The organism is Pseudomonas sp. IT-P100 (assembly GCF_949767185.1).
Taxonomy (GTDB): Bacteria; Pseudomonadota; Gammaproteobacteria; order Pseudomonadales; family Pseudomonadaceae; genus Aquipseudomonas; species Aquipseudomonas fluorescens_B.
In genome coordinates this window covers 170751-190150 of record NZ_CATKQK010000011.1, presented here as the reverse complement: position 1 = coordinate 190150, position 19400 = coordinate 170751, and the positions used below count along the sequence as shown (strand labels likewise).

Sequence of the window (19400 nt, the reverse complement as noted above, 5' to 3'; positions counted from 1 at the left end):
GAGGCGGGGCTTTTTAGTGGGTATCGATCAGGGCTGCGAGGCCAGTGCTTTCTCCACTGCCTCGATAAACTCGGGGTCATCAGGCTTGGTCAGGCTGGAAAAATTGGCGAGCACTTTGCCCTTGCGATCGACCACGTATTTGTAGAAGTTCCACTTCGGCGCATCACTCTGCGCAGCGAGCACCCGGAACAGGTGGGTCGCGTCATCACCGCGGACTTTCTGCGGTTCGGTCATGGTGAAGGTCACACCGTAATTGACGTAGCACACCTTGGCGGTCTCTTCGCCGTCCTTGGACTCCTGCTTGAAGTCGTTGGAAGGCACACCGATTACCTCCAGGCCCTGGCCCTTGTAACGCTGGTTCAGCGCCTCAAGGCTTTTGAACTGGGGGGCGAAACCGCAAAAGCTGGCGGTATTGACCACCACCAGCGGTTTACCGGCAAAGCGCTGACACAGGTCGATGGATTCCTTGGCGCGCAGCTTGGGCAACGAGCCTTCCAAAAGCTCGGGACACTCGGCCGCTTGAGCCAATCCGGTAAACGCCACCAGTAACGCGGGAACGGCCAGCCAGCGCATCAGCATGTCCAAACCTCCTTGAAAAGTCGCCTGAGACGAACTTACTCGCCCTCACATCGTGCTAGCAAGCACCCATACCCAATTGCATCAACGCCAGCCCGCCCTGATGCCAACCCCACCACGCCAACGCCAGCAGTAACACGCCGCCCGTTGCCACGGCGATCCGCGGCCAGAGGCTGTTCATGTCGCACTCATCCGGGTTTGCAGGCGCGCCACCGGCCGCTCACGCACCGGCCAATTCAGGGCAGCCGCCAACAGACTCAAGAGAATCGCTACCTGCCAGATCAAGTCATAGCTCCCGGTCCGGTCATACACCACCCCGCCCAACCAGCCACCCAGGAATGATCCGAGCTGGTGGAACAGGAAAACAATCCCACCGAGCATGGACAGATTTCGCACGCCAAACAAGGTCGCCACGGTGCCGTTGGTCAATGGCACCGTCGACAGCCACAGGAAACCCATGGCCATGCCAAACAGATACGCCGTGGTCGTCGTCACCGGCGCCCACAGAAACAGGACAATGACCACGGCCCGCAGTAAATACAGGCCGGTGAGCAAACGCGGCTTGGACATCCGCCCGCCGAGCCAGCCCGCCGTGTAAGTACCGAAGATGTTAAACAAGCCGATCAGCGCCAGCACCGTCGTGCCGACCGTGGCGGGCAAATGCTGATCCACCAGATACGCCGGCAAGTGCACGCCGATGAACACGACCTGGAAACCGCAGACGAAAAAGCCGAACGACAGCAGCCAGAAGCCCGAATGGGAACAGGCTTCACGCAAGGCTTCGGAGAGGGTCTGTTCATGACCGAAAACTGGCAACGGCTTGTCCTTGAGCATGCTCACCAGAGGCACGATCAGCGCGACCAGCAGGCCCAGCGCCAGCAATGCCGCCGACCAGCCGAGCCAACCGATCAAACCCAGCGTGCCAGGCACCATCGCGAACTGGCCAAAAGAGCCGGCTGCGCTGGCGATGCCCATGCCCATGCTACGTTTCTCTGGGGGTACCACGCGGCCAACCACGCCCAGGATCACCGAAAATGAGGTGCCCGACAGCCCGATACCGATCAACAGGCCCGCGCTCAACGACAGGGTGACCGCCGAATCGGACAACCCCATGAACAGCAGGCCCATCGCGTAGAGCACGCCGCCGATCAGCACCACTTTCGCCGCGCCGAAGCGGTCGGCCAGCGCACCGGTGAAGGGCTGCGCCAGCCCCCAGATCAGGTTTTGCAGGGCGATGGCAAAGGCAAACGTCTCACGCCCCCAGCCAAATTCGGCACTCATCGGCGCCAGGAACAACCCGAAGCCGTGTCGCACGCCCAGAGACAACGCAAGGATCAGCGCACTCCCCACTAAAACCCAACCGCAAGTACGCCACATCGATGTCATTCTTATTCTCCGGTAGCGGGTATATACCCGCTTAAGATCGGAAAAACCGGCGTCACGCCAGTTCGTCCAGCAACTTCAGCAAAATTTCGCGTTTTTCGGCACCCAGTCGATCAACCAGTCGCTGCTGCGCCGCCTCCCAGGCTGGCAACGCCGCGGTCAAACGCTCAGCGCCAGCCTCGGTCAGCTTGACGATGCGATTGCGCATGTCTTCGCCCTCGACCAGCCTGACCAGGCCTTCGCCCTCCAGCACTCGCAGATTACGACCGAGGGTACTGCGGTCCAGGCCCATGGCGTCCGCCAGGACGGAAATACTCGGTTCATTCAGACGCTGCAGATTGCACAGCAAAGAATACTGAGCAACGTTGATTCCGAAGCCGTCGAGAGCGCCGTCGTAATGCCTGCTGACGCCACGGGCGGCGCGACGCAGGTTGATGCATAAACATTGGGATTCGAGCATGGTGCGTGTATATACCCGCGGTTAAATGAAAGCAAATTTTTAAAACATGTTACCCGTAGGAGCGAGCGGTGCGGCGATCCTACAAAACTAATGCAAGCCCTACGATCACCGTCATTTCCAGCAACTCTAGCAATGCACCGGCCGTATCGCCCGTGGTCCCGTCCAGTCGCCGCAGCATCACCTGTCGCAACCAAAAGAAGACCAGTAAAGCGATTACCAACGCCAAAACACCGCCGAGACCTGCAATCAGCACACACGCCAACGCACTGACCGCCAGCACCCACTTGCCGGCCAAACGCGGCAGATGATCGGCCAGTGCCTGCCCCAAACCACCGGCCCGCACATAGGGCGTGGTCAGGAACAACCCCAGCAACGCGGCACGGCCAATCAACGGAACGACGATCAGGAAAACGCTGTGTTGTTGCTCGATCAATGCCAGCAGCGCAGCGAACTTGAGCAGCAACACCAGCACCAGCGTCACCACCGCGATCGGACCGCTGCGCGGGTCTTTCATGATCGTCAGCGTGCGTTCACGGTCGCCGAATCCACCGAGCCAGGCGTCGGCGCTATCGGCCAGACCGTCGAGGTGCAACGCTCCGCTGAGCAATACCCAAACCGTCAGCAACAGCGCTGCGTGCAGTATCAAAGGCGTGCCGAGCAACAGCCAATTCAGCGCCCACAAGATCGCGCCAAACAGCAGCCCCACCAAGGGATAAAACAGCAGGGAGCGCCCCAACTCCTCGGGCGCCGGCATGCCCGGCAGACGAATCGGCAGACTGCTCAAAAATTGCAGGGAGATCCAGAACGGCAACATGATCAGATCGCTTCCTTGAGGATGACGCCAGTCTCGATGCTCAGAGAAAACAGCGCACCATGGCCGACTTCAACGTTCAGCAACTGCTCACGTGGCAAGCCCCGCGCCTGCGCCAGCAACAAACGCATGACGCCGCCATGGCTGATCAGCAAAACACGTTCGCCCGCATACGCCGCATGCAACCGGGCGACAGCCGCCAATACCCGCGTCGAAAAATCCTCGACCCGCTCCCCTTGAGGTGGCGTAAACGAATAAGGGTCAGCCCAGAACAGGCCCAGCGCTTCGGCATCGGTTTGCATCAACGCCAACGCGCTCTGCCCTTCCCACGCACCGAAATGCAGTTCCTGCAGATCCTTATCCAGCTGCACGGGCAAGCCCAGTTGCGCCCCGAGCTCTTGCGCGAACCGCGCACAACGTTGCAACGGCGAACTGACCAGACGATCCCAAGGCCCCTGCTCGACCACCGCCGCGCGCATCTGCGCCCAACCTGTGTCGGTCAACGCGTCGTCGAGGCTGCCGCGCAGGCCGCCACCGAGTTCGGTTTCGCCGTGGCGCAACAGATCAAGGCGCAAAGTCATGCCGGACGATCCGCCACGGCCGCTTCGGCGAACGTCGCCATTTGTCCGTGAAGGTCGCACGCCAGGCGCAGCAGCGGCACGGCCAACGCAGCGCCGCTGCCTTCACCCAGACGCAGGCCGAGATCGAGCAACGGTTCGGCGTTCAAGGTTTCCAGCACATGACGATGACCCGGCTCGGCGCCGCGATGACCGAACAACAGCCACGGGCGGCAGTCAGGATTCAGGCGCACCGCCACCAACGCGGCAACGCTGCAAATGAACCCGTCGACCAGCACTGCGATGCCTTCCTGGGCACACGCCAGGTACGCACCGACCAACGCTCCAATTTCGAAACCGCCGAGGCTGAACAGGGTTTGCAGCGCGTCGTCACGCTGAGCGCGGTGCAAAGCCAAAGCGCGTTCGATGACCTGGGCCTTGAGGCTGACACCCGCCGCGTTCAGGCCGGTGCCCGGCCCGGTCAAGTGCAGCACCGGGCAATCCAGCAACGCACAAGCCAACGCGCTGGCCGCCGTGGTATTGCCGATGCCCATTTCGCCACCGATGAACAACTGCGTACCGGCGGCGCTGGCACGCTGCACACTGTCACGACCGGCCTGCAAGGCGAGCGCGCCCTGCGCTTGAGTCATGGCGGGACCTTCAACAAAATTCGCGGTGCCTGCGCCGATGTTCAAGTGCCGCACGCCCGGCAGATTCAACGATGGCGTCACGGTCCCGAGGTCGACCACTTCGAGGGAAGCGCCGAGCTGGCGCGCCAGCACACTGATCGCCGCGCCACCGCTGACGAAGTTGTGCAGCATCTGCCCGGTGACTTCCTGGGGAAACGCCGACACGCCTTCGGCGACCACGCCATGGTCACCGGCAAAAATCGCAATCCACAACTGATCCAGGCTCGGTTTGACCTGCCCCTGCAACCCGGCCAATTGCACCGCTACCGACTCGAGCCGCCCAAGAGAGCCGGCGGGCTTGGTCAGCTGCTGTTGCCGTGCCTGAGCCTGTTCGACGGCTTGAGCGTCAACCGGCTTGCACGGGTTCAGCCACCAGGTTTGAGTCATAACGCAGTTCCTTTCAAGGTCAGGGGCAGGCCGGCGACGGTCAGGACGACTCGCTGACAGCGCTCGGCCAAGGCTTGATGCAGCCAACCGGCTTCATCGACATAGCGGCGAGTCAATTCGCCCAGCGGCACGACACCCATTCCGGTCTCGTTGCTGACAAAAATAATTTCACCCGGCAATTCGGCCAGGCAGTCCAGCAAGGCTTCGCGCTCGGCGGTCAGTCGCTCGGCGTCGTCGAGCATCAGCAGATTGGTCATCCACAGGGTCAGGCAATCCACCAGCAGGCAACGATCGGCGCGGGCGGATTCGCGCAGGACGCGGGCGAGTTCAACGGGCTCTTCGATCAGCGCCCACTCGGCCGGACGGCGTGCACGGTGATGGGCGACCCGTTCGTTCATTTCACCGTCCAGGGGTTGGCTGGTGGCGATGTAGGTCACGCTCAGGTGGCTGTCGGACGCGAGTTTCTCGGCCAGGCGACTTTTGCCGGAGCGGGCACCGCCGAGGATCAGTTGCAGCATGGTTCATTCCTTTCAATCTTCGGTGACTGTGCCGGCCTCATCAAATCCCGCAGAGTTCACGCAGCAGCCGGGTATCCAGATGCTTCTCCACCAGATCCGCCAGACGTTCGATATCTCGCTCGCGCAACCCGTGGTAATCCACGTCCTGCACCTCCTGCAAACCCGCCCAACGCAACAGCGCACTGCACGCCGCCGGCGATTCGAACAGACCATGCAGGTAGGTGCCGAAAATCTGTCCGTCGCCACTTTGCGCGCCGTCGCAACGACCATCGTCCAACTGCACGGCGGCATTTTCCAACGCGGGTCCGGTGGTCACGCCAGCATGAATTTCATAACCGCTGACTTCAGCGTTTTCCAGCGTCAGGCGCCCGCGCACATTGCGCAGTTGCTTCTCTTCTTCGAGCTGCGTTTCGAACGCCAACAAACCCAGACCGGCACTGGAGCCCGGCGCACCTTCGAGGCCCAACGGGTCGTGCACCTGCTCGCCGAGCATCTGCAGGCCGCCGCAAATCCCCAACACCTTTCCGCCATAGCGCAAATGCCGGGCGATGGCGGTGTCCCAGCCATTGGCGCGCAAATACGCGAGGTCGCTGCGCACGCTTTTCGACCCGGGAAGAACGATCAGGTCAGCGGGTGGAATCGCCTGGCCGGGGCCGATGAATTGCAGGTCCACTTGCGGGTGCAGGCGCAGCGGATCGAAATCGGTGTGGTTGCTGATACGCGGCAACACCGGCACAACGACCTTCAGCACCTGGTCGGCCTTGTCGGTCTGGCGCTGATCGATGCCGTCCTCGGCCTCAAGGTGCAGGTCCATCACGTACGGCAGCACGCCGATCACCGGTTTGCCGGTGCGCGCTTCCAGCCAGTCGAGACCGGGTTGCAGCAAGGCAATGTCGCCGCGAAAACGGTTGATGATGAAGCCTTTGATCCGCGCCTGCTCGGTGGGAGAAAGCAATTCCAGCGTGCCCACCAGATGTGCGAAAACGCCGCCGCGATTGATGTCGGCGATCAGCAGCACCGGGCAATCCACCGCCTCGGCGAACCCCATGTTGGCGATGTCGCCGGCCCGCAAATTGATCTCGGCCGGCGAGCCTGCGCCTTCGACCATCACCACCGGATACGCCGCGCTCAGCCGCTCATGGGACGCGAGCACCGCTTGCATGGCGATGGCTTTGTAGTCGTGATACGCAACCGCGTTCATCGTCGTGACAGCGCGCCCGTGAATGATCACTTGGGCGCCAGTGTCGCTGTTGGGTTTGAGCAGCACCGGGTTCATGTCGGTGTGCGGGTCGAGATAAGCGGCCTGAGCCTGCACCGCTTGTGCACGTCCGATCTCGCCACCGTCGGCGGTCACGGCACTGTTGAGCGCCATGTTCTGCGGCTTGAACGGCACGACGCGTACGCCCTGCCGCGTGACCCAGCGACACAGCGCCGTCACCAGTGTGCTTTTACCGGCGTCCGAAGTCGTGCCCTGCACCATCAACGTTGTCATCGGGTTTCCCTGGCGTAGGCGTCGAACGCTTGATCAAGTCGGGCCCAGTCGGCTTCTTCGCCGGGCAGGCCGAACCGCAGGCTGCTGTTGTGGATGAACAACCGCAGCAGAATGCCGTGGCGGGCCATGAATTCATGGAGTGCTTCGGCGTGTTCGGTGGTCAGCCACTGAAACAGGGCACAACCGCCCTGAGGTTTGAAACCGTGCTTTTCCAACAGTGCAGCCAAACGCTCGCTGGCCGCTTCGGTGCGCACACGCTGTCTGGCGTGGCCTTCGGTATCCTGCAGACAGGCTTGCCCCAACACGCGAGTCGGTCCGCTGACGGCCCAGGGCCCGACTTGTTCGGCGAGCAGCTTGAGCAGCTTGCGCTCCGCCAGCACGAACCCCAGCCGGACACCGGCCAGGCCAAAAAACTTGCCGAAGGAGCGCAACACGATCAAGCCGACCTGATGGGCGCACGGCGCCAGGCTCAGCTGTGGCGTGTTGTCCATGAACGCTTCGTCCACCACCAGCCAGCCACCGCGCTGGGCCAGTCTGGAATGCCAGTCGAGCAGACGGCTCGGGGTCAGGCTCAGGCCCGTCGGATTGTTGGGGTTGACCACCACCAGCACATCGAGACTGTCGAGGAAAAAGTCGACCTCTTGCTCCAGCACTTCACGCACGATGTAGCCGCTGCGGCGCCAGGCTTCGGCGTGCTCGGCGTAACACGGCGACAGCACGCCGACCTTGCCGACCCGGCGCAAACGCGGCAGCAACTGGATCGCCATTTGCGAACCGGCCACTGGCAGCACCTGCGCGGCACCGTAGTAATCGCAGGCGGCTTGTTCCAGTCCGTCATCGGTTTCCGGCAATCGCGCCCAGGCGCGCAACGGAATGTCGGGGACCGGAAACGGCCAGGGCGCGAGGCCGCTGGACAGATCAAGCCAATCAGCTTCGGCGATGCCGTATTCGAGCGCCGCCTTGCGCAACCGTCCACCATGCTCAAGCATAGAATTCAGCCCCCACGCAGAGAATCAGCAGCCATAACCATACCCCGCGCTGGACCAATTGCCAGCCTCGGTCGATGGAGTCGGCGTCCGCCGGCGCGCCCTCGCCCAGTTGCGGACGCTGATGCAGTTCACCGTGATAAATCGCCGCCCCGCCCAACTCGACGCCCAGCGAACCGGCACCCGCGGCCATCACCGGGCCGGCGTTCGGACTGTCCCATGTCGGACCCTGGGTGCGCCAGCATTTCAAGGCGAGTCGGGTTTTGCCCAGCAGCGCGTAGGTCAACGCCACCAGTCGCGCAGGAATGTAGTTGAGCACGTCGTCGATCTTCGCCGCGGCCCAGCCAAAACGTTCGAAGCGCTCGGTGCGATAACCCCACATCGCATCCAGCGTATTGCTCAATCGGTAGAGCACCACGCCGGGCGCGCCGGCCACTGCAAACCAGAACAGCGCGGCAAACACCGCGTCGCTGCCGTTCTCCAGGACGGATTCGGTGGCGGCGCGGGCGACCTCGGTTTTATCCAGCTCACTGGTCTGGCGGCTGACCAGGTAACCGACACGCGTGCGCGCTTCCTCCAGATCATCACTGCGCAGCGCCGTGGCCACCGGCGTGACGTGTTCACCGAGGCTACGCAGGCCGAGGGCGCAATAGAGCGCGAGAATCTCGACGATCCAGCCGACATAAGGCGCCCAGGAAAAAGCCGTGGCGAGCAAGGTCAGTGGCACGACCGCGATCACCCAGGCGGTAACGCCGTGGCTGCGCCAGCCGCGTCCTTCACCATTGAAACGTTGTTCGATGCGGTCGGCAAAACGGCCGAACGCCACCAGCGGATGCCAGCGTTTGGGTTCACCCAGCAGCGCATCCAGCGCCACTGCGGCGACACTCAACAACGCCACACTCATTGACTCACTCCCCAATAATTCTCATACAGCAATTCGCTTAGCGGACGCGCCTGCGCCCAGCCTTCGAGTACCAGCATCGGCGCCGGATAGAATTCCTTGACCGGCCCGAGGCAAAGAATCGCCAAAGGTTTGGCCCCGGCGGGCAATCCCAGCAGGTCGGCCAGGGTTTGCGGTTCGAATAAAGAGACCCAGCCCATGCCCAGTCCTTCGGCGCGGGAGGCCAGCCACAGGTTCTGGATCGCGCAGGACAACGAGGCCATGTCCATTTCGGGCAAGGTGCGGCGGCCGAAAATGTGGCGTTCGCGGTCGTCCATCAGCGCGGCGACCAACACTTCCGCGCAGTCGTTGATGCCTTCGACTTTCAGCTTCATGAATTCGTCGGTGCGTTCGCCGAGGGCTTCGGCGGTGCGGATGCGTTCTTCTTCCACCAGCACTTGGATCTTGCCGCGCAGGGTGCGATCGCTGATGCGGATGAATCGCCAGGGCTGCATCAGGCCGACGCTTGGGGCCTGATGCGCGGCTTCGAGCAGTCGCCGGAGCAACTCAGGTTCGACGGTGCCGCCGCTGAAGTGGCGCATGTCGCGGCGTTCGGCTATCGCGCGATACACCGCCTGCCGTTCGGCTTCACTGAATGCGTTGTCGGTCATGGCCTCATCGCTGGCAGGCCAGCTCCCACAGGGATCTGCGTTTCTTCAGGTAATACACGGTCAACTGTGGGAGCTGGCCTGCCAGCGATGGCAGCTTCACGGTCAGGCGCAAACAGCGCAGCTACAGCGTTCGGATTGGACGGGAAATAGAAATGCACATAGGAAGCCGTCATCCGCCCCTGCCGATAAACCGCCTCCGCTCCGCGCCCGCCGTTAGGACTGAGGCCACGGGCAATCGGCTCAAGTTCGGTGCTGGTCAACGAATGATGATAGGTGTGGCCGCGCAGCGAACCTTCGGGCAATTCCACCGCCTGCAACGCCAGCGCCGCCAGCCGTTTCTGCATCACCGCATCACCGGCCAGCAACCCCACCAGTTCTGCGCGAGTACCTTCGACATCGGTCAGCGAATCGAGCAGATACAGCATGCCGCCACACTCGGCCAGCAACGGTTTGCCCGCCGCATGGTGAGCGCGAATGGCGCCAAGCATGAAGGTGTTCTGTGCCAGCGCGACATGGTGCAATTCCGGGTAACCGCCCGGCAGATAGAGACTGTCTGCCTCCGGCAATTGCATGTCGCGGATCGGCGAGAAGAATGACAATTCGGCGCCCATGGCTCGCAGCAAATCCAGGCTCGCGCCGTAGGTGAAAGCGAAGGCTTCATCACGGGCCACGGCAATCCGTACACCGGCCAGCAACGGTTCGGCGGCGATCACTTCTGGAGCGGCGAACTCCACAGGTGGCGGCAGCGCAACGTCACAGCTGTTGGCCAGTGATTCGGCCGCCGCATCGAGACGCAGGTCGAGATCGTTCAACTCGCTGGCCTGAACCAGACCGAGGTGCCGACTCGGCAATTCAATCCCGGTCTCCCGGGACAATGCGCCGTACCAGCGCAAGCCTTCAGTCAGGCTGCCTTCAAGCAACTGCGCATGGCGCAAGGTGCCCACCCGGTTGGCCAGCACGCCAGCGAACGGCAGGTCGGGCTGATACTTCGCCAACCCCAACGCCAGCGCACCAAAGGTCTGCGCCATCGCCGTGCCGTCGATCACCCCGAGCACCGGCACACCGAAATGCCGCGCCAGGTCAGCGCTGGACGGCGTACCGTCAAACAGCCCCATGACGCCTTCGATCAGGATCAGATCGGCTTCACCGGCGGCTTCCCACAACAGTCGACGACTTTCCTGCTCGCCGACCATCCACATGTCCAGTTGGTAGACCGGCGCACCGCTGGCGCGCTCGAGAATCATCGGGTCGAGAAAGTCCGGACCGCATTTGAACACGCGCACCTTGCGCCCCTGATTGCGATGCAAACGGGCCAGCGCGGCGGTGACGGTGGTCTTGCCCTGACCGGAAGCCGGCGCGGCAATCAAGACCGCCGGGCAATGACGTGGTTGACTCACAATTCGACGCCTTTTTGCGCTTTGATGCCGGCCTGGAAGGCGTGCTTGATGACGCCCATTTCTGTAACGGTGTCGGCCAGTTCAATCATTTCCGGCTTGGCGCCGCGACCGGTGACCACCACGTGCTGCATCGGCGGCCGTGCCTGCAAGTCGCTGAGCACCTGATCGAGATCGAGGTAACCGTGCTTGAGGGCAATGTTCAGTTCATCCAGCACCACCAGGCCGATCGACGGATCCTGAAGCAGTTCACGGGACACTGCCCAGGCGGCTTCGGCGGCGGCGATGTCGCGTTGGCGGTCCTGGGTTTCCCAGGTAAAGCCCTCGCCCATCACATGAAAACGCACCTGCTCGGGAAAGCGCCGGAAAAACAGTTCTTCGCCCGTGCTGTTGCGGCCCTTGATGAACTGCACCACGCCGCATTGCATGCCATGGCCCAGGGAGCGGGCGAGCATGCCGAACGCCGAGCTGCTTTTGCCTTTGCCGTTGCCGGTCAGCACCAGCAGCAGGCCGCATTCATTCGGCGAGTTGGCGATGCGTTCGTCGATCACGGCTTTTTTGCGCAGCATGCGCGCCAGATGGCGTTCGTCACGATCGGGAGTATCAGTCATGGGGAGCTCTCCGTTGAGGCTGGATAACGGCGGGCAGGCACAAGAATAGACGGCAAGAAGCCTGGCATCGCCCACCGTGATGCCGCTGGATGGATCAGGCCGGTCTCCGGGCTCATGAGCGGCACTCCGCCTGACTGCGCGCCTTCCCATGCCGATATCGACACAGTGGCAACAATGCTCAGTCTTCACTCATTTACCGTTGCGGGGGCAGCGCCGGGATCGTGATTGTTCATGAATGGAACGAATGCACTCACCGGCTTCCCTGTTTCACTCTGTCGACCAAGGCCACAGAGCACCTGAAACAAGCCGCGAAGGTTAGAGGGTTGGGGGTGGAGCGTCAATTAAAGCCGGGACGCCGTCGGGCGATTAACTGCCGTTGATCAATTAACTGACGCCAATCTTGTGCCACACTCTCAGCAGTGATATCAAAGAGCCACAACCTGACAACACAATAACAAGGGTGAGCCACATGCAAGGCATGATCATCAGCAATCCGAAGCTGGAATTCCTGCGCCCGGTGCTGGAGCGCTGGTTTGACTGTATCGACCGTTACAACGCCGTGCGCGGCGATAACGACACGCCTTACTGGTACGACGAAAAAGCCAACCTCGGCTTGCTCTCCGCCGCCGCATGGGCGGCGGAAATGGTCACGCTGCAACAGACACCGACCCGCAAACAGAACGAGGAAGGCGAACGCAACGCCCGCGCCGACCTGTTCATCGCCACCAGCGAAGAACGCGCCTACCTTCAAGCCACGCAGCGTTGGCCACGGGTCAACAACCTGAACCTGACACAGGCGCTGGCCGATATCACCAGCGACGCCAGGCGAATCAGCTACGCCAGTGACCTGAAACTCGGCTGCCTGTTCGTTGCACCGCAAAAAGCCCAGCATGGCGCCACCCCGGAAGAACTCCAGGACATGGTCGACGATCTGCAAAAGGAACACTCCTGCGCCGTCGCCTGGTATTTCCCCTACGCCTACCGCAAGTTGCGCAACGAAGCGGGCAACTATCACCCCGGCATCGCCGTACTGTTCAAGGAAGCCCGCGGCTGACCGGTTGAACCATCGCGGGTGTGCGCTTCTCTATTGATCAGGTCACTGCATTTATAGGGAAGATCAGCATGCACAAGCCCCCGTTCGTTCTCGTCATCGCCCTGGCCGGAGGGCTCGCCGCCTGCGGTGAAACCTCCAGCCTGCAAGTCTCCGACGGCACCGGCCCGTCACCCAAATTGCCAGAACCGAACAAAACCCTGATCCCGACGGTGAACATCGCCCCGGCAATCGGCTGGCCGGACGGTGCGAAACCCACCACCGCAGCGGGCACCCAGGTGGCGGCGTTCGCCGAAGACCTCGATCATCCGCGCTGGCTGTACGTGCTGCCGAACGGTGACGTGCTCGTCGCCGAAACCAACGCGCCGCCCAAACCCGACGATGGCAAAGGCGTTAAAGGCTGGGTCATGAAGAAAGTCATGGGCCGCGCCGGTGCCGGTGTACCGAGCCCGAATCGCATTACGCTGTTACGGGACAAGGACCATGACGGCATCGCCGAAACCCGTACGGTGTTTCTGGAAAACCTCAATTCGCCCTTCGGCATGACCTTGGTTGGCAATGACCTGTATGTCGCCGACACGGATCGCTTGCTGCGCTTCCACTATGAGAATGGCGACACGGCCATCAAGTCGCAGCCGATCAAAGTGGTTGATCTGCCGGGCGGCACACTGAATCACCACTGGACCAAAAACGTCATTGCCAGCAAGGACGGCAGCAAGCTGTACGTCACGGTGGGTTCCAACAGCAATGTCGCCGAAAACGGCATGGACCAGGAAGAAGGTCGCGCGGCGATCTGGGAAGTGGATCGCGCCACCGGCAATCACCGGATCTTCGCCTCGGGGATTCGCAATCCAAATGGCCTGGCCTGGGAGCCGCAGACCGGCGCACTGTGGACGGCCGTCAACGAGCGGGATGAAATCGGCAGCGACCTGGTGCCGGACTACATCACTTCAGTGAAGGACGGCGGATTCTACGGCTGGCCTTACAGCTATTACGGCCAGCACGTCGACATTCGCGTCGAACCGCAAAATCCGGACCTGGTCGCCAAGGCCATCGCGCCGGACTACGCGGTCGGCCCGCACACCGCATCGCTGGGCCTGACGTTCGCTGAAGGCAACTCGCTGCCAGCACAATTCAAGGAAGGCGCATTCATTGGGCAGCATGGTTCGTGGAACCGTAAACCGCACAGTGGCTACAAAGTGATTTTCGTGCCGTTCAGTGCCGGCAAGCCGATTGGGCAACCGATTGATGTACTCACGGGCTTCCTCAATGACGAAGAGAAAGCCATGGGTCGGCCGGTGGGTGTGGTGATCGATCAGCAGGGTAGCTTGCTGGTGGCGGATGATGTGGGGAACAAAGTGTGGCGGGTTTCTGCGGCAAAGTAGCTGCCACACGCAAGACCTGTGGGAGCAAGCCTGCTAGCGATAGGGTCAGCACATCCGACATTGATGTACCTGGCGCACTGCTATCGCGAGCAGGCTCGCTCCCACAGGGGACCGCGGTTAGCGCTTGCGGCAAAGCGTCAATCCATCGCCCAACGGCAACAGCGACAGATCCACACGAGCATCATCCTTCAAGGCGAGATTAAGCGCCTGGATGGCTCGGGTGTCTTCGCTCTCGGGATTCTGCTCCAGCACCCGCCCGCTCCACAGGGTGTTATCGAACACTGCCAGGCCTCCAACGCGCAGCAGACGCACCGCGTGCTCCAGGTAGGCCGGGTAGTTGGCCTTGTCGGCATCAATGAACATCAAATCGAATTGTCCGGGCTGATCCAACTGAGCCAGGGTTTCCAGCGCAGGCGCCAGGCGCAGGTCAATTCGTTCGGCGAGCCCTGCTTCCTGCCAGTAACGGCGCGCCGTGGCGTTGTAGTCACCAGGCATGTCACAGCAGATCAGTGAACCGCCATCCGGCAACGCCGCCGCCATGCACAACGCGCTGTAACCGGTGAAGGTGCCGACTTCCAGCAGGCGCCTGGCACCGGTGAGTTTTACCAGCAATGCGAGGAATTGCCCCTGCTCCGGCGCCACCTGCCAACGCGCCATCGGCAGGGCCTGGGTTTCATCGCGCAAACGCTTGAGCAGCGGCGTTTCCCTCAGGGAAACGTCGAGCAGGTATTGATACAGGGAATCATCGAGATTGAGCGTGCGAGCGGTCATGACGACCTCTGCGAATCAAGGGTTACGCGCCAGATGCTCAGGTTGCAGGACACGCTTGGCGCTGAGGTAGGCTTTCTGCCAATAAGCTTTGGACAAGCTGTCGAGCTTCACCGTGCCGCCCGTGGCTGGCGCATGGACGAAGCGGCCTTCACCGACGTAGATCCCGGCGTGGCTGACCTGAGAGCCGCCATTGGTGGCGAAGAAAATCAGGTCGCCGGTTTGCAGGCCTTCCTTGCCGACACTGGCCGCTTGCATGCTGATCATCTCGCGGGTGGTGCGCGGCAGCGAGATGCCAGTGACGTCACGGTAGACATAACCGATCAGGCCGCTGCAATCGAATCCGGAATCCGGCGTGTTGCCGCCCCAGCGATAAGGCGTGCCCACCAGACCCAACGCGCGAAACAGCACGTCTTCGGCCTCAGGGGAAAAGGGTTGGGGTGACCCGAAAACAATCGGCGCACGAACCACCGGCGCAGGTGGCGGTGTACGGCTGGCGCATGCGCTGAGCAGCGCTGCGAAGAACATGAGTGCGAGGCGGGCCGACATCGTCATAAGCAGAACATCCTGATCTGGCTGCGGCTTTTTTCTGCCGACAGGGCAGAAAAGAAAACCGCCTGCGCAGGACGCAGGCGGTTTGCCATCAATAATAGATCAGGATTCTAGCGGCTATGCGGCAAACTTCAAGTAAGACTTTAAGTTCGCCTTACAAACTATCCGCCTACTCTGTTGCAGAGAGGCTTTTTGTCGCCACTGACGTGGCGACAGGATCAAGCATTACTTGCGTGCCGTGACCACGGTCGGGGCCATCGCGAGTGCGCGCTTGGCTTCGATGAAGGTCTTGCTCCAGTAGCTGTCGCCCAGGCTATCGACCCGGACCCCACCGCTTTTGCGGCTGCTGGAGTGGATGAACTGGTTGTCACCGAGGTAGATCCCGGCGTGACTGACACGACCGCGGCGGCCATTGGTGGCGAAGAACAGCAGATCGCCCGGCTTGAGCGCACTGCGAGCAACCAGCGGCGCGTCCACGTTGATCATTTCGCGAGTTGAGCGCGGCAGGTTCATGCCGGCCTCTTCCCGGAACAGGTAACCGATGAAACCGCTGCAATCAAAACCCGCCTCGGAGGTGCCGCCGAAACGGTAACGGGTACCGATCAGGGACATGCCACGCTCAAGGATGCTGTCGGCGAGCACCGGAAGCTGGTACGACTTGCCGTCGGCGAAGTCAGCCAGCTCTTTATCGGTGGCCAGCTCTTCCTGGAAAAGAACGGAAGAGGATTGCGCAGTAACTGAATTTTTTACCTGCTGTTGAGGCGCTTGCTCCGACACTGGAGAGTGGGCAGCGCAACCGAACAACAGGGTGACGAGTGCGAGAGGCACGAGGGGTGCAAAGCGATTTAGCATGGGCACGACCGTGGCTGATAGTTGTAAAGAAGCCGAGACTATGCCCGCTATCATCCTCATTTGCAAATTCAATCGAACTTTATGTGACTTTCCGGTTTCGCGTTTCCATCTAAGCGCTTAAGCCCCATTTAGACGCTTGCGCGGCCTACACCCTGTAGGAACGCGAACTTTTTGGCGCCTGAAATATGCCAAAAGCCTTGTGGGACTTGGGCTTTACCAGCCCAGCGTCTCTTTGAGAAACGGAATGGTCAGCTTGCGCTGAGCTTGAAGGGAGGCCTGATCGAGACGCTCAAGCAGCTCGAACAGCGCACTCATGCTGCGAGTGCCACGGGTCAAGATAAAATGTCCGACTTCGTCGGTCAGGTGCAATCCGCGACGGGACGCACGCAGTTGCAGGGCGCGCAATTTGTCTTCGTCGGACAGCGGTCGCATCTGGAAGATCAGCGCCAGCGTGAGTCGGGATTTCAGGTCCGCCAGCTTCACCGGCAGTTCACGCGGTGACGTCGATGCGGCAATCAGCAGGCGCCGACCGCTGTCACGCAGGCGATTGAACAGATGGAACAACGCCTCTTCCCAGTCCGCCTTGCCGGCCACCGCCTGCAGATCATCCAGGCAGACCAGTTCGTACTGTTCGAGGTTGTCGAGAATTTCGATGCCGCGATCCATCAACTCGGCCAGTGGCAGATACACCGCCGTCTCACCCATCTGTTCGAAGCGCAAGCAGGCCGCCTGCAACAGATGCGTGCGCCCTACCCCGTGCTTGCCCCAGAGATAAATCAGGCTTTCGGTCCAGCCGGCGTCGGCTTCGCACAGCCGCTCGACATAGCCGAGTGCAGCGGCATTGGCGCCTGGGTAGTAATTGATAAAGGTAGCGTCATCACGCAGACGCACACCTAGGGGCAGCTGAATCGGTTTCATGCTGACTGAACAGTTCCAAAGGAACCGTTAGTGGCCTCTGTGTAAAGTTTGCGAAGTTTATACCCGTGAAGCTGACCGCACAATGCGACAGACCATAAGCAAAATCAAAGGTTTGCGTTATCGCACTGGTTTCATGAGCGTTTCTTTGGCGGCGCATGTGACAGCCGCCCATGGGACAGAGGCCAGCCTGGCACTGGACCAGGCTGCCCGCGACGCGTCATCGAAGACCTCTAGAGCTCAGGTTCGTCGACGCCACCGTAGATATCCGAATCTTTATACAAATCATGCACATGGCGCACAAGAACCATGATCACCGCCGCCACCGGGAGCGCCAGCAGCACGCCGGTAAAACCGAACAGCTCACCACCGGCCAGGATCGCAAAGATAACCGCCACCGGGTGCAGACCGATCCGGTCGCCCACCAGCAACGGTGTGAGCACCATGCCCTCCAGCGCCTGGCCAACCATGAACACCGCGACGATGCCAACCATGGGGTACAAGTCGCCACCGAACTGGAACAGGCCGGCAATCAGCGCCGCACCTATCCCTATGACAAACCCCATGTACGGCACAATCGCCGCCAGGCCGGCGATCATCCCGATCAGCAGCCCCAGCTCGAGCCCTACCAGCATCAGGCCCGCCGAATAGATCACGCCCAGCGCCACCATCACCAGCAATTGCCCGCGCACGAACGCGCCGAGCACTTCATGGCATTCGCCCGCCAGGATCACCACGCGCTCTTCCCGGTCACGAGGCAACAGGCTGCGGATCTTGGCCATCATCAGGTCCCAGTCCCGCAACAGATAAAAGCTCACCACCGGGATCAGCACCAGATTGGCCAGCCATCCGATCAATGCAAGGCCCGATGCAGTCGCCTGACTCAGCACCACGCCGACGATGTCGGTGGTCTGGCCCATGTGTTCGCTGATCGCCGCCTTGAGCTTGTCGAACTTCCAGAAACCATCCGACAACCCGAACTTCGATTGCGCCCATGGCAATGCGGTGTGCTGCAACCAGTCGAGCATCTGCGGCGCCAGTTCATACAAGCGAAACAACTGCTTGGCGAGCATCGGCACCAGCACCAGCAACAAGGTGGTGAAGATCAAGGTGAACAGCGCGAACACCGCCACTACGCCCCAGGTCCGGGACAGACCGGCCTTTTCCAGCCGATCCACCAGCGGGTCGAACAAATAGGCCAACAGCAGCGCCACCAGAAACGGCGTGAGAATCGGATGCAACAGCCAGATAAACGCGCAGAGCAGAACCACCCCACCCAACCAGAACCAACGCCGCGTATCGGCCATGTACCACTCCATATGCATCTATATAAAGAAAGAAAACCTTACCAACGGAAACGCAACTGCGGCACCGGTGCGGGCGGTGGCGCGACAGCAGGCGCCGAACCCTGGGCCACCGGCTGAACAGGCACGCTCGGTGCCGGGGCCTCACCCGCCGGAACCTCTTGCAACTTCGCCAGCGACAACTGCGACCGCAACTGTTCGGCGCTGCCATTGACCCGGTAGAGAGCCCGGTCAGCGTCAACACTCTGCAGGCGCGCGCCAAACGGCTCCAGCAAACGCCCAAGTGTCGCGTAACGCTCCAGGTTCATGCCCTGCACTTCCAGCAACTGCTCGCCCGAACTGCCGGGCTTGACCACAAAGCGGGGTGCCAGGCGCTGACTGACCGCGAGCAGTACCGCATCGGCGACCGCGGCCTGATCCGCGCCCTGCACGCTGCCCGCTTCCTTCTGATCGCCCAGCCACAAATGCCATTTGGCCTGCCACTGACCACCCTCTTCACGGGCATGCACGGCCAGCAAGGCGTCAGCATTGTAGCGATCCGATGCGCCGCGCAACGGCGTCGCATCGGTGCCTTCAAGATTCGGCGCGGTGGCGACCAGTTGCTCGCTCAGGTCCGCCAGTGGCAGGCGCAGCGGCATTCCACGGTGTTGTGCCGCGCGACGCAGTGGCGCCGCAATGGCCTGGCCATCACCCACCAGGCTCGAACCTTCGGTTGAGTCGTTCAGCCACCACGTCAGGATCGATGGCCGGTTCGCGCCCCACAGCGACAGCCCGGCACGGCGCAACGCCTGCTCGGTGCTGGCCGGGTCGAAATCCACCTTCAGCACTTCCGGCGGACCGGCTTCGAAACCGTACTGGCTGATGATCTGCTGCGGGTCCTTGCGAATGGCCGCCAACCCCGGACTTTGCCCGGCCTTGGGATCGCCGGTCAGGCGCAACACCAGCGTGTCGAGCGCGCGCTGGGTGGCTTGATCACGCTCTTCTGGCGCCTGACTGGTGACAGGCTCGCGCACCTGATAAAGGCTTTTGACGGTTTCGGCATGACTCGCCAGGCTGGCCAGAGACAAACAGCCCACAAACAATGATCTGAAAAAACGCATGGAAGATTCCTGACGACAAGGGCGGCTGGAACTGACCGCATGAAGACAATCGAGCAAG

Annotated in this window: 22 protein-coding genes and 1 riboswitch; of the genes, 2 read left to right on the top strand and 20 right to left on the bottom strand. The window is 61.6% G+C overall.

The genetic code is table 11. The features are described from left to right. Positions 1-27 precede the first annotated feature (27 nt). The 14 genes from ACM6IQ_RS09075 to cobO all read right to left on the bottom strand — a co-directional run bounded on the left by ACM6IQ_RS09075 (position 28) and on the right by cobO (position 11415). On the bottom strand, positions 28-579 hold the full coding sequence (locus ACM6IQ_RS09075; RefSeq protein ID WP_414878556.1) for a glutathione peroxidase: 552 nt from the start codon (positions 577-579) through the stop codon (positions 28-30). 55 nt (positions 580-634) lie between these two features. Then, on the bottom strand, positions 635-757 hold the full coding sequence (locus tag ACM6IQ_RS09070) for a hypothetical protein (RefSeq protein ID WP_017337278.1): 123 nt from the start codon (positions 755-757) through the stop codon (positions 635-637). Beyond that, positions 754-1962 carry an MFS transporter gene (locus ACM6IQ_RS09065; protein WP_017337277.1) on the bottom strand — a complete coding sequence of 403 codons (1209 nt, stop codon included), beginning with the start codon at positions 1960-1962 and terminating at the stop codon, positions 754-756. The genes ACM6IQ_RS09070 and ACM6IQ_RS09065 overlap by 4 nt, the downstream gene beginning before the upstream one ends. A 52-nt stretch (positions 1963-2014) precedes the next feature. Beyond that, positions 2015-2419, bottom strand: a complete 405-nt coding sequence (locus ACM6IQ_RS09060; RefSeq protein ID WP_414878555.1) for a MarR family winged helix-turn-helix transcriptional regulator — start codon at positions 2417-2419, stop codon at positions 2015-2017. 79 nt (positions 2420-2498) lie between these two features. Next, complete coding sequence (locus ACM6IQ_RS09055; RefSeq protein WP_414878554.1) at positions 2499-3233, bottom strand: adenosylcobinamide-GDP ribazoletransferase; 735 nt, start codon at positions 3231-3233, stop codon at positions 2499-2501. A 2-nt stretch (positions 3234-3235) separates the two neighbouring features. Beyond that, positions 3236-3811 carry an alpha-ribazole phosphatase family protein gene (gene cobC / locus ACM6IQ_RS09050; protein WP_017337274.1) on the bottom strand — a complete coding sequence of 192 codons (576 nt, stop codon included), beginning with the start codon at positions 3809-3811 and terminating at the stop codon, positions 3236-3238. Further along, a complete protein-coding gene (gene cobT, locus ACM6IQ_RS09045) occupies positions 3808-4863 on the bottom strand; it encodes a nicotinate-nucleotide--dimethylbenzimidazole phosphoribosyltransferase (protein WP_414878553.1) in 1056 nt (351 codons plus the stop codon). The genes cobC and cobT overlap by 4 nt, the downstream gene beginning before the upstream one ends. Beyond that, positions 4860-5381, bottom strand: coding sequence for a bifunctional adenosylcobinamide kinase/adenosylcobinamide-phosphate guanylyltransferase (cobU, locus tag ACM6IQ_RS09040; RefSeq protein ID WP_017337272.1), 522 nt, complete (start codon positions 5379-5381; stop codon positions 4860-4862). Before cobU ends, cobT begins: the two co-directional genes overlap by 4 nt. 40 nt (positions 5382-5421) lie before the next feature. Continuing rightward, positions 5422-6873, bottom strand: coding sequence for a cobyric acid synthase (locus ACM6IQ_RS09035; protein ID WP_414878552.1), 1452 nt, complete (start codon positions 6871-6873; stop codon positions 5422-5424). Then, positions 6870-7862, bottom strand: coding sequence for a threonine-phosphate decarboxylase CobD (gene cobD, locus ACM6IQ_RS09030; protein ID WP_414878551.1), 993 nt, complete (start codon positions 7860-7862; stop codon positions 6870-6872). Before cobD ends, ACM6IQ_RS09035 begins: the two co-directional genes overlap by 4 nt. Next, positions 7855-8763, bottom strand: a complete 909-nt coding sequence (gene cbiB, locus ACM6IQ_RS09025; RefSeq protein WP_414878550.1) for an adenosylcobinamide-phosphate synthase CbiB — start codon at positions 8761-8763, stop codon at positions 7855-7857. Before cbiB ends, cobD begins: the two co-directional genes overlap by 8 nt. Continuing rightward, positions 8760-9410 carry a 5,6-dimethylbenzimidazole synthase gene (bluB, locus tag ACM6IQ_RS09020; RefSeq protein WP_414878549.1) on the bottom strand — a complete coding sequence of 217 codons (651 nt, stop codon included), beginning with the start codon at positions 9408-9410 and terminating at the stop codon, positions 8760-8762. Before bluB ends, cbiB begins: the two co-directional genes overlap by 4 nt. Then, the gene (locus ACM6IQ_RS09015) at positions 9407-10807 is read right to left on the bottom strand and encodes a cobyrinate a,c-diamide synthase (RefSeq protein WP_414878548.1); all 1401 of its coding nucleotides are present in this window, start codon (positions 10805-10807) and stop codon (positions 9407-9409) included. Before ACM6IQ_RS09015 ends, bluB begins: the two co-directional genes overlap by 4 nt. After that, positions 10804-11415 (bottom strand): cob(I)yrinic acid a,c-diamide adenosyltransferase, encoded by a 612-nt coding sequence (gene cobO / locus ACM6IQ_RS09010; RefSeq protein ID WP_017337266.1) that lies wholly within the window; start codon positions 11413-11415, stop codon positions 10804-10806. The genes ACM6IQ_RS09015 and cobO overlap by 4 nt, the downstream gene beginning before the upstream one ends. Positions 11416-11494: 79 nt before the next feature. Further along, positions 11495-11730, bottom strand: a riboswitch (cobalamin riboswitch). A gap of 154 nt (positions 11731-11884) precedes the next feature. On the opposite strand from cobO, the gene ACM6IQ_RS09005 reads away from it, so the two are divergent. Together ACM6IQ_RS09005 and ACM6IQ_RS09000 are read left to right on the top strand one after the other, a co-directional pair. Then, the gene (locus tag ACM6IQ_RS09005) at positions 11885-12469 is read left to right on the top strand and encodes a hypothetical protein (RefSeq protein WP_017337265.1); all 585 of its coding nucleotides are present in this window, start codon (positions 11885-11887) and stop codon (positions 12467-12469) included. 68 nt (positions 12470-12537) lie between these two features. Continuing rightward, positions 12538-13851, top strand: a complete 1314-nt coding sequence (locus ACM6IQ_RS09000) for a PQQ-dependent sugar dehydrogenase (protein WP_017337264.1) — start codon at positions 12538-12540, stop codon at positions 13849-13851. A gap of 117 nt (positions 13852-13968) precedes the next feature. On the opposite strand, the gene ACM6IQ_RS08995 is transcribed toward ACM6IQ_RS09000, so the two are convergent. The 6 genes from ACM6IQ_RS08995 to ACM6IQ_RS08970 all read right to left on the bottom strand — a co-directional run bounded on the left by ACM6IQ_RS08995 (position 13969) and on the right by ACM6IQ_RS08970 (position 19342). Further along, positions 13969-14622, bottom strand: coding sequence for an O-methyltransferase (locus ACM6IQ_RS08995; protein WP_414878547.1), 654 nt, complete (start codon positions 14620-14622; stop codon positions 13969-13971). 15 nt (positions 14623-14637) lie between these two features. Beyond that, positions 14638-15174, bottom strand: a complete 537-nt coding sequence (locus ACM6IQ_RS08990; protein WP_017337262.1) for a C40 family peptidase — start codon at positions 15172-15174, stop codon at positions 14638-14640. A gap of 222 nt (positions 15175-15396) precedes the next feature. Beyond that, positions 15397-16023 (bottom strand): C40 family peptidase, encoded by a 627-nt coding sequence (locus ACM6IQ_RS08985; protein WP_017337261.1) that lies wholly within the window; start codon positions 16021-16023, stop codon positions 15397-15399. Positions 16024-16236: 213 nt separating this feature from the next. Continuing rightward, the gene (gene hda, locus ACM6IQ_RS08980) at positions 16237-16941 is read right to left on the bottom strand and encodes a DnaA regulatory inactivator Hda (protein ID WP_017337260.1); all 705 of its coding nucleotides are present in this window, start codon (positions 16939-16941) and stop codon (positions 16237-16239) included. A gap of 230 nt (positions 16942-17171) precedes the next feature. Further along, complete coding sequence (locus tag ACM6IQ_RS08975; RefSeq protein WP_017337259.1) at positions 17172-18245, bottom strand: AI-2E family transporter; 1074 nt, start codon at positions 18243-18245, stop codon at positions 17172-17174. 38 nt (positions 18246-18283) lie between these two features. Then, positions 18284-19342 carry a DUF2066 domain-containing protein gene (locus ACM6IQ_RS08970; protein ID WP_414878546.1) on the bottom strand — a complete coding sequence of 353 codons (1059 nt, stop codon included), beginning with the start codon at positions 19340-19342 and terminating at the stop codon, positions 18284-18286. Between the last annotated feature and the right edge of the window lie 58 nt (positions 19343-19400).

Excerpts from the sequence above, each read along its gene's own strand:
- ACM6IQ_RS08995 (WP_414878547.1), bottom strand. The coding sequence starts at position 14,622 with ATGACCGCTCGCACGCTCAATCTCGATGATTCCCTGTATCAATACCTG.
- cbiB (WP_414878550.1), bottom strand. The coding sequence starts at position 8,763 with ATGAGTGTGGCGTTGTTGAGTGTCGCCGCAGTGGCGCTGGATGCGCTG.
- hda (WP_017337260.1), bottom strand. The coding sequence starts at position 16,941 with ATGAAACCGATTCAGCTGCCCCTAGGTGTGCGTCTGCGTGATGACGCT.
- ACM6IQ_RS09060 (WP_414878555.1), bottom strand. The coding sequence starts at position 2,419 with ATGCTCGAATCCCAATGTTTATGCATCAACCTGCGTCGCGCCGCCCGT.
- cobT (WP_414878553.1), bottom strand. The coding sequence starts at position 4,863 with ATGACTCAAACCTGGTGGCTGAACCCGTGCAAGCCGGTTGACGCTCAA.
- cobO (WP_017337266.1), bottom strand. The coding sequence starts at position 11,415 with ATGACTGATACTCCCGATCGTGACGAACGCCATCTGGCGCGCATGCTG.
- ACM6IQ_RS08985 (WP_017337261.1), bottom strand. The coding sequence starts at position 16,023 with ATGCTAAATCGCTTTGCACCCCTCGTGCCTCTCGCACTCGTCACCCTG.
- cobD (WP_414878551.1), bottom strand. The coding sequence starts at position 7,862 with ATGCTTGAGCATGGTGGACGGTTGCGCAAGGCGGCGCTCGAATACGGC.
- ACM6IQ_RS08970 (WP_414878546.1), bottom strand. The coding sequence starts at position 19,342 with ATGCGTTTTTTCAGATCATTGTTTGTGGGCTGTTTGTCTCTGGCCAGC.
- ACM6IQ_RS09000 (WP_017337264.1), top strand. The coding sequence starts at position 12,538 with ATGCACAAGCCCCCGTTCGTTCTCGTCATCGCCCTGGCCGGAGGGCTC.
- ACM6IQ_RS09035 (WP_414878552.1), bottom strand. The coding sequence starts at position 6,873 with ATGACAACGTTGATGGTGCAGGGCACGACTTCGGACGCCGGTAAAAGC.
- ACM6IQ_RS08975 (WP_017337259.1), bottom strand. The coding sequence starts at position 18,245 with ATGGCCGATACGCGGCGTTGGTTCTGGTTGGGTGGGGTGGTTCTGCTC.
- cobC (WP_017337274.1), bottom strand. The coding sequence starts at position 3,811 with ATGACTTTGCGCCTTGATCTGTTGCGCCACGGCGAAACCGAACTCGGT.
- ACM6IQ_RS09075 (WP_414878556.1), bottom strand. The coding sequence starts at position 579 with ATGCTGATGCGCTGGCTGGCCGTTCCCGCGTTACTGGTGGCGTTTACC.
- ACM6IQ_RS09055 (WP_414878554.1), bottom strand. The coding sequence starts at position 3,233 with ATGTTGCCGTTCTGGATCTCCCTGCAATTTTTGAGCAGTCTGCCGATT.
- bluB (WP_414878549.1), bottom strand. The coding sequence starts at position 9,410 with ATGACCGACAACGCATTCAGTGAAGCCGAACGGCAGGCGGTGTATCGC.
- cobU (WP_017337272.1), bottom strand. The coding sequence starts at position 5,381 with ATGCTGCAACTGATCCTCGGCGGTGCCCGCTCCGGCAAAAGTCGCCTG.
- ACM6IQ_RS09070 (WP_017337278.1), bottom strand. The coding sequence starts at position 757 with ATGAACAGCCTCTGGCCGCGGATCGCCGTGGCAACGGGCGGCGTGTTA.
- ACM6IQ_RS09005 (WP_017337265.1), top strand. The coding sequence starts at position 11,885 with ATGCAAGGCATGATCATCAGCAATCCGAAGCTGGAATTCCTGCGCCCG.
- ACM6IQ_RS08990 (WP_017337262.1), bottom strand. The coding sequence starts at position 15,174 with ATGACGATGTCGGCCCGCCTCGCACTCATGTTCTTCGCAGCGCTGCTC.
- ACM6IQ_RS09065 (WP_017337277.1), bottom strand. The coding sequence starts at position 1,962 with ATGACATCGATGTGGCGTACTTGCGGTTGGGTTTTAGTGGGGAGTGCG.